At 37.4% G+C, this 8476-nt stretch carries 7 protein-coding genes; all 7 read right to left on the bottom strand.

Annotated elements, in window-relative coordinates:
* On the bottom strand, positions 1–268 hold a 268-nt coding region (locus VKY50_RS05585), incomplete at its 3' end, for a class I SAM-dependent methyltransferase (protein ID WP_324299719.1).
* Between the two features lie 92 nt (positions 269–360).
* A complete protein-coding gene (nadB, locus tag VKY50_RS05580) occupies positions 361–1899 on the bottom strand; it encodes an L-aspartate oxidase (RefSeq protein ID WP_324299717.1) in 1539 nt (512 codons plus the stop codon).
* Between the two features lie 2 nt (positions 1900–1901).
* Positions 1902–2825, bottom strand: a complete 924-nt coding sequence (nadA, locus tag VKY50_RS05575; protein ID WP_324299715.1) for a quinolinate synthase NadA — start codon at positions 2823–2825, stop codon at positions 1902–1904.
* Between the two features lie 135 nt (positions 2826–2960).
* Complete coding sequence (locus tag VKY50_RS05570; RefSeq protein ID WP_324299713.1) at positions 2961–3788, bottom strand: DUF4249 domain-containing protein; 828 nt, start codon at positions 3786–3788, stop codon at positions 2961–2963.
* Positions 3789–3792: 4 nt separating this feature from the next.
* Entirely contained in the window at positions 3793–6405 is a 2613-nt protein-coding gene (locus VKY50_RS05565; protein WP_324299711.1) for a TonB-dependent receptor, read from the bottom strand.
* Positions 6406–6494: 89 nt separating this feature from the next.
* Positions 6495–7340 (bottom strand): FecR family protein, encoded by an 846-nt coding sequence (locus VKY50_RS05560; protein ID WP_324299709.1) that lies wholly within the window; start codon positions 7338–7340, stop codon positions 6495–6497.
* A gap of 254 nt (positions 7341–7594) precedes the next feature.
* The gene (locus VKY50_RS05555) at positions 7595–8116 is read right to left on the bottom strand and encodes an RNA polymerase sigma factor (protein ID WP_324299707.1); all 522 of its coding nucleotides are present in this window, start codon (positions 8114–8116) and stop codon (positions 7595–7597) included.
* Positions 8117–8476: the final 360 nt, after the last annotated feature.

The raw sequence follows: 8476 nt of genomic DNA, 5'->3' as shown, positions 1-8476 counted from the left end.
TTGCTCTCTCCAGCATGGGTTTACTTAAATCCAATAAGGTGTATTGGACATCTTTAACTTTCTGGGCAAGTTTTACGCTAAAATTCCCCGCACCGCAGCCTACATCCAAAACTGATATTCCATTGGGATATGCTTTTGAGATCGCATGGGTAATTAACTCTAAATTAAAGGTGGCATCCAAGGTGGTAGCCTGTCCTGTATCAAGATTAGAAAATCGCTCTACGTCTTGATCAAATCGTTTTTCTATTTCTTCTATGGTTGATTTCATGTAAATAAAAATAAAAAAAATCAACCAAAAACTACCGCTGATTCGCCTTATATTTTGATTGTTATAACGCTACATGCCATTTAAAAGTAGCGTTAGAGCTGCATGTTGTAATAACCTCCTTTATTTTCTTTTCGCGCGATGGACTGCGCAATGATAACTTGTGCCACAGCAAGCATATTTCTATATTGGCAAAGACCTGTATTGACATGCTCTTTAGGGTAATTTGTCTGTAGCCTGCTTAGAAGCAAATCAAGTTTTTTCTTCGATTCTATAAGCGTATTTGTATTTCTTACAATGCCAGCATTTTCGGACATTAAGGCTCGTAAGTTATCCAACATTTGTTCCAGCGCAATAGATTCCTTTACCACTTTATAAGTATCCCTAAGGTGCTGATCTACAGAAAGAATATCGTTGCTTTTATGATAATGTCTGATGTGGTACTCAAATATGGAATGTGCATAGATAAGCGCTTCTAACAACGAATTTGAGGCCAATCGATTTGCCCCATGAAGTCCAGTACATGAACATTCACCACAGGCAAATAAATTACTCAAATTAGTTTTCCCATCCTTATCCACAACAATACCTCCACATAAATAATGAACCGCTGGTACCACAGGAATCCAGTCTTTTGAAATATCTACCCCTTTCCTTAAACAAGTCTGATATATGTTCGGAAAGTGTTTTTTAAATTCTTCCACATTTAGATGAGTGCAATCCAAGTATACACATTTTTCTTTCGATCGGGATAATTCCCAATAGATGGCCTTAGATACGATATCCCTAGAGGCTAATTCTCCTCTTTCATCATAATCTAGGGTAAAGCGATGTCCTTTTGAATTTCTAAGATAAGCACCATGGCCTCTAACGGCTTCGGATATTAAAAAGGAAGTTCCAGAACTTTTTTCAAAGAATACAGTGGGATGAAATTGAATAAATTCCATGTATTTCACCTGTGCACCAACTCGAAGTGCCATTGCAATACCATCCCCTGTGGCAATAGAAGGATTGGTAGAGTGGGTATATAGTTGACCTATACCACCAGTGGCCAGGGTTACTGTCTGAGCAAAAATAAAGGAAACCTCTTGGGTATGCTGATAAAATATATACGCCCCTTTAATGGTTTTTTCGTTCCCCTTAGCGCTGGATTGCGCTTCTAGATCAATAGCAAAACAATTGCTTAAAACCTCAATAGTATCTAGGTTTTGAATTCTTTGGAGCAAGGCTCGTTCAATTTCTTTTCCTGTAGTATCATTGTGGTGAACTATACGGCGTTCGGTATGTCCCCCTTCTCTTGATAAAAGTAACCGTTGCTTAGGATCCCTATCAAACCTCGCCCCCCAGTCTAAAAGCTCCTTAATCCGCTTTGGCCCTTGCTCGACAACATGCTTTACTACTGCTAAATCGCATAACCCATCGCCTGCCTTTAAGGTATCTTCAATGTGCTTTTTAAAAGAATCCTGGCTTTTATCCAGTACCGCTGCCACGCCTCCTTGAGCATAACGAGTATTGGATTCCCCGGCTTTGGTAACAATGGTAATTTTTTTCGTAGGAAAATATTCCGCCAGTTTTATGGCCAAGGTCATACCAGCAATGCCTGAACCTATAATTAGGAAATTTGTTTTCAACATGGTTATGACAATTCTAACATTCGAATAATAGGTTTAATGGCTTTTTGCTGAACACTAGGTGGTATATCTATTTGTGGATACTCATGAACAAGACAATCATACAGTTTTTCCATAGTATTTAATTTCATAAAAGCACACTCACTACAAGCACAGTGATTATCCTCCTGAGCTGGTGCAGGAATCAACAGGGTATCTGGAACCTCTTGTTGCATTTTATGTAAAATCCCAGCCTCCGTAGCCACGATATAATCATGAGATGGATGCTCCTTGACATATCGTATCATACCAGCCGTAGAACCCACATAATTAGCCGTTTCTAATATATGTGATTCTGATTCTGGATGTGCCAGTATTTTAGCACCTGGGTAACGCTGATAGAGTTTCATCAGTTTGTCAAAAGAAAATGCCTCATGGACGATACACGATCCATCCCAAAGAAGCATTTCTCGATTGGTTTTTTTCTGAATGTATTTTCCTAAATTTTTATCTGGTGCAAATAATATTGGCACCTCTCTAGGAACAGTGTTTACGATTTGTTCTGCATTGGAAGAGGTACAAACCAAATCACTCATTGCCTTGATTTCAGCCGAGCAATTAATGTAAGTGATCACAAGGTGATCGGGATGCGCCGCAATAACTTTTTTAAAAGCATCTGGAGGACAGGAGTCTGCCAGAGAGCATCCCGCCGCTAGATCTGGAAGTAATACTTTTTTAGTTGGATTTAAAATTTTTGCAGTTTCTGCCATAAAGTGGACACCTGCGAAAACAATGATATCCGCATCAGAGGAAATCACTTTTTGAGAAAGCCCTAAACTATCACCTACATAATCAGCGACATCTTGTATTTCAGGAGTTTGATAGTAATGAGCAAGGATTACGGCATTCTTTTTCTTTTTTAATTCTGTGATTTTCTGGGAAAGTTCCATAATGGTTGATTTCAATTTTGCGTGCGAAATTAAAAACAAGCAAACCAAATTACTATGATCAAGGTCATAATACAGTAAATTTAATACCGGTATGCTACAAAGTCATTTGGTACTAAATTTCCAATTCCCAATTTATTATTCAATTATATGAGTAGCCACATCCGATTGGCTAAGCCTAAAGTACCCCAATGCGTATGCTCCAGGCTCATTTTCATTTAGGATATTTCCCCGAATATTGCCTGGTGGGGTTGCAAATGGGTTGCCACTGGTAGTCTCCAAAATTAAATTCATATAATTGTAGAACTGCTCTGAAATCCCTCTATGGGTTATCTTAACGGTATCCCCTATTTTAAGATCTTCATCTGAGAAGCCAATTTTAATTACATTCCCATTATAGAGATCATCATCTGTAAGCTCATATTCAGGGTAGAAAAGTATATTGGTCTCAAAGTCAGAAAGGTAATAATTGGATTGATCAGCTGGATCTTGAAATTTAAATTGCACTTCAATTTCATCCTCCCCTGAGAAACCTTGTTCCACAGTCTGAACAACCTGAAGTATTTCAGAAACAGGTTCCATAACTTCGGTAGCAGTGTATAATTGATCTCCTACTGCTACTGTTAATGTGTATTCCACATCAAGTTCGGGATTAAAATTTGTACACTGATATACACCCTGACCAATGTCTTTAAATTCAAAACGTTGCCCATATTGATTCTCAACAAAGACCTCAGCGCCCGTGACCTTTGGAACCTGCTGATTATAATAATCTGTCATTTTACTAATTAAAATTGTTTGCTTGCTACCGTCCGTTCCACTTTGCCATAAGATCTCAGCGTCAATTACAATGGTCGATTGCCCGGTATCCAAAGCTACATCAACCACGTCTTCACATGAAGAAAAAATTATCAAAGTAACTAAACTTAAAAAAAGCATCTGTGCGTAGTCAAAGAAATATTTCATGTTTCTAAAATTTAAAATTATAAGAAATACTAGGTACGATTCCAAAGATAGAAAGTCGTCTGGCTTCATTTATCCCTGTATCTTCATTGGTAGTAAATCGAATGGATGCCGCATTTTTTCGGCTGTATATATTGTAAATACTAAAAACCCATGAACCTCTCCAACCTGAGGTCTTTTTTGGTCTAGGAGTGTAAGTAGCTGCAAGGTCAAGATGGTGATAGAGCGGTAATCTATTCTCATTGCGCATGTTAAAATTTGGAATATGGATATCGCCAAATTCGTAATATCCATTAGGATATGTTATGGGTTGACCTGATTGAAGGCTAAAATTACCGCTAAAACTCCACTTATCGGTCAGCTGATAATTTCCCACTATATTGAAATTATGCAATTTATCATAAGGCGACACATACCAATTTCCGTTGGCAATTCCTGGTTCTCCTTCACTGATGCCTACTGTTTTTTGTTCTGCTCGAGACAAGGTGTAAGCAAGCCAGCCCGTGAAATCTCCCTTGTTTTTTCTCAGTAATAATTCCAAACCATAGGCACGCGCCTTACCATTTAGGAGTACTTGTTCTATATTATTGTTGGCCAACAGGTTTGCTCCATCGACATAATCAATTCGGTTCTTAACCTTTTTATAGAACACCTCAGTCTCTAGCGAGTACATTTTATTGTCAAAATTTCTAAAATACCCTAGGGCGTACTGATCGAGTATTTGAGGTTTAATAAATGGACCACTAGGGGTCCAAATATCCATAGGTGTTGGAGATTGACTGTTCGAAACAATATGAATGTACTGTGCCATTCGGTTATAACTTGCCTTGAAGGAATGCTTCTGACTTATGGTGTAGGACAGGGAAATCCGTGGCTCAAAATTATTAAAATTAGCGATCCTTTCACCACTTCCATAAGCAACCGAACCAGTAGGCTCTGCCTTTTCATAAATATTGTAAATTGGGTTGTAAATAACGGGTTTGTTTTGTGCATAGGTGAGGATCTCTTCTTCCCCATACCTATAATATAGGCTATATCGCAATCCATATCTCAGATTTACTTTATCTGTAAGCTTATGCTCGATATCCAGGTACGCAGCACTTTCTACCGCGTACTTCTTATCCAATTGTCGGTAATTAAACTGGGAATCGCTGCTTTGGGGTTCCAAAGTTCCGGGATTAAAATCATAGTAGGTACCTTGCACACCATAATTCAATAGAAACCGATCTGCTAAATGATGAATCCAATCGTATTTTAATCCATAACTTTTAATAGCACTTTTCCATTGGAAATCCTCGGTGTTTATAGCTAACTCAAATCGGTAATCGCTATAAAAAACTGATAGATCAGAACCTAGCGAATTACTAAAGGTATGTTTCCAACCTAAATTGCCCATCAAGTTACCATAAGTCGTATTAAAGTTATCAGCCAAATCAAACACATCACTTCCAGAGTATCCTGAAAAATAAATACTATTGTTCTGATCGATCTGGTAGTTGAGCCGGGTATTAATATCGTAGAACATAGCCGAATTATCATTATCAGCTAGTTTTAAAAATAAATGCGCATAGGAGGCTCTTCCTGCAATCATGTACGAAAGTTTATCCTTTAAAATGGGCCCTTTAAGTAGAAGTCTACTTGAGATCAGACCGATGCCCCCTGCTGCTTCCATATCGTTATAGTTCCCTTGTTGCTGATGCACATCAAGCACAGAGGACACGCGGCCACCAAATTTAGAGGGAATCCCACCCTTGTAGAGTTCTAGACTATTCACTGCATCTGCATTAAAGACGGAAAAAAAACCTAAAAGATGCGAATCACTATAAATTGGTGCACCATCGAGCAAAATCAAATTTTGATCCGCAGCACCGCCTCGAACGTTAAAACCTGATGAGCCCTCCCCTGCATTGGAAACCCCTGGAAAGGTCATCAATGCTTTTAAAGGATCGGCTTCTCCCATGGCAACAGGTATTTGTTTAATTTGTTGCATCGATAAATGATTCACACTCATTTGTGGCTTTTTGATATTAACGGCCCGACTCTGATCCGTCACCACTACCTCTTCCAATGTTTGGGTATCTATCTCTAATTGAAATTGATGATTTACATTATGAGTTAACTTTAATGATTTTTCAATACTCCTATACCCCACATAGGTTACCCTAACGGTGTAATTATTGGAAGCTAACCGAAGGGAAAAGTTTCCATTTTCATCAGTTGTCGTTCCTGTATTGACTTCTTTTATGTGGATACTTACACCAACTAATGGATCTCCAAGTTCGTCAGTGATCTTTCCAGTATAAGTATAGTACTGCTGCCTACTACTAGAGGCTCGATGAACTGTAATATTGTCACCGATTACAGAAAAGTGTATAGGGAGGTGATTGTTAAGTTCACTAATGAGTTCACTCACGCTAGCGTTATCTAATTGTAGCTCTTGATTAAAATACCTAGCTGAGACATCAAGATCGTTCCTATAGGCAAATTTGTAATCGATTTGAGCCTCTATCTCTGTAAACAGCTCTTTTAAAGTGGTTGATGTTCTAATGGTGGTGGTAATACCTTGGGACCAAAGACTCATCGTCCCGAGTATATAGAGATGGAAGAATAGGTTTTTCATAAAATTTTGTTGATTTTTAAAATAAAATGAATTGAATAATAGTTAGTCATAAAGCGTATCTACCGGTATGATTTTTATGAAGCCTCCAGTTACTGGTGAAAATGAACCGTCTTATGTTCTTTATCTATCACAGGTTTTAGATCATACATTGTGGCTATGATTTGTACGATATTTTCAAATCGTTCTTTTTTATTAATTCGCAGGGTTAGAGATTGATGCAATAACACCTCTGGCAATACAATTTTGTAATGGTAGCTGGACTCTATATAGGTTACGATTTCAATTAAATTCGCATTTTCAAAATCTATGAATCGTTCAAAGGGCTTTATATTAACTTGTCTATGATTATAAATAAACTCCTCCCCAGGCTCTAAAACCCAGTTTTTTGGAAGATGTTCAATCTCCATACGAACACTACCTTCATAGAGCCTTACACGAACATTCTCCTGCGCACGCTGCCCGATCGTAAAAGTAGTCCCCAATACGGTGGTGGTCGTTTTATCACACTGCACGACAAATGGATGATTTTCATCTTTTTCGACTTGAAAAAATGCGGTTCCCTGCAATTTTAGAGTCCTGTGCTTTTTGAAATTTTTAGCATATTCTAATTTTGTAAAGGGATCGAGCTCAACGATAGAACCATCGGGAAGTTCCACTCTTTTAACTTGTAAAGTGGTGTTTTCAACTAACTCAAACACATTCACCTGCTGTATGGGGTTGTTTTGATATACCAACAAGCTTCCAATGGCGATCATTGCCATAATCACAGCTGCAGCAACCCACTGCCACCCAACCTTCTCAATCCTCCTGCTTGGATTCACAAATGCCTTAGCAGAGAAAGCCTCCCAAGATTGCTCTTTTAATTTTGGGTTTTGAACCGCTGGCTTTTTCTTCCACAATTTCTCCAGCTGCTTATCGAGTTCTTCTTTTTTCATGATTATTAAGTTATTTTTTTACATAGAAAACCCTGCTTAGACACTACAAAACAAACTAACTCAGAAACTTCTCTCCTTGTGCTGACCGATAGTAAAAAGGTGTCTTGATCAAAGGTTAGCTGGCAATCAGAAACATGTAATTGTAGGACTTTAATCAAGTAATTCGCCTGCTGCTGATTTTTAACATTAGTTTTATAATTTTCTACTTTCACGGTTGTCACTTTATTATAAGACAATCGATTTGTAAAAAGTTCCTAACGTTCTGCTATTTTTTTTTGAATAAATTTTGTGGCAAGATAAATATGATTTGCAATAGTCTTTTTGGAAAGCTTTGTTAGTTGGGCTATTTCGGAATAAGAATATCGTTCTATTTTGTGTAACGTGTATACCTTTTGTTGCTGCTCTGGCAACTCACCTACCCATTTGTGAAATAGTTCTTGTTTAATTTGATAATCTTCCTCATCAGATGAGTCCTGATAAGAAGGTTCTGGTATATTTCCATTGAGTGGTATAACCTTCTGTTGTCTTTTAAGGTTATTTAATATTAAATTTCTACAAATAACATACAACTGTTTGTCTAAGGGGGCGTCCGGATTTAACTGTTCACGATTGTGGTATACTTTAAGAAAAGTTTCTTGAACAAAATCATCAGCACTTAAAAATACGTGTTCAAATCGCCTACCCAAATCAAAAAGCTTATCATAGTACAGGAAATACGCTTCTTTAAAAGCTTTTTGATCCCCGGCTTTAAGTCTTTTTATAAGAAGCCTATTCATGAATTTTTATAAGTTTTGGTTATGAATAAAAATCCCTATATGGTGATTCCTAGGTAGATTAAAATGATTTTTGAATGACATTTATAGCTAGAATTACATAGCATTAATATCGCTGCAGGAATCTTGATAAGTTTAAGGCAGTTGTAGCTTCACTGAAATCCCTGATAGCAAGTATAATAACATGAAGGTCATTTTTCAGCAGATACATACAATAGGGGATAAAAATTGGTGTTGGTCAGTATTTTTCATTAAAGAAACTTTTGATCCTTCAAATTAACATCAGAAATAATAAATTATTGCAATTAAAATTATTAAATCTATCTTAAGGTTTACATCTTTAGTGGGTTATATCATCCGTCT

Source organism: Galbibacter sp., assembly GCF_035306585.1.
GTDB lineage: Bacteria > Bacteroidota > Bacteroidia > Flavobacteriales > Flavobacteriaceae > Galbibacter.
This window is presented reverse-complemented; position numbering and strand designations above follow the sequence as displayed.

What these genes read in the sequence shown, in the direction of transcription:
- nadB (WP_324299717.1), bottom strand. Translation starts at nt 1,899, where the DNA reads ATGTTGAAAACAAATTTCCTAATTATAGGTTCAGGCATTGCTGGTATG.
- VKY50_RS05565 (WP_324299711.1), bottom strand. Translation starts at nt 6,405, where the DNA reads ATGAAAAACCTATTCTTCCATCTCTATATACTCGGGACGATGAGTCTT.
- VKY50_RS05555 (WP_324299707.1), bottom strand. Translation starts at nt 8,116, where the DNA reads ATGAATAGGCTTCTTATAAAAAGACTTAAAGCCGGGGATCAAAAAGCT.
- VKY50_RS05560 (WP_324299709.1), bottom strand. Translation starts at nt 7,340, where the DNA reads ATGAAAAAAGAAGAACTCGATAAGCAGCTGGAGAAATTGTGGAAGAAA.
- nadA (WP_324299715.1), bottom strand. Translation starts at nt 2,825, where the DNA reads ATGGAACTTTCCCAGAAAATCACAGAATTAAAAAAGAAAAAGAATGCC.
- VKY50_RS05570 (WP_324299713.1), bottom strand. Translation starts at nt 3,788, where the DNA reads ATGAAATATTTCTTTGACTACGCACAGATGCTTTTTTTAAGTTTAGTT.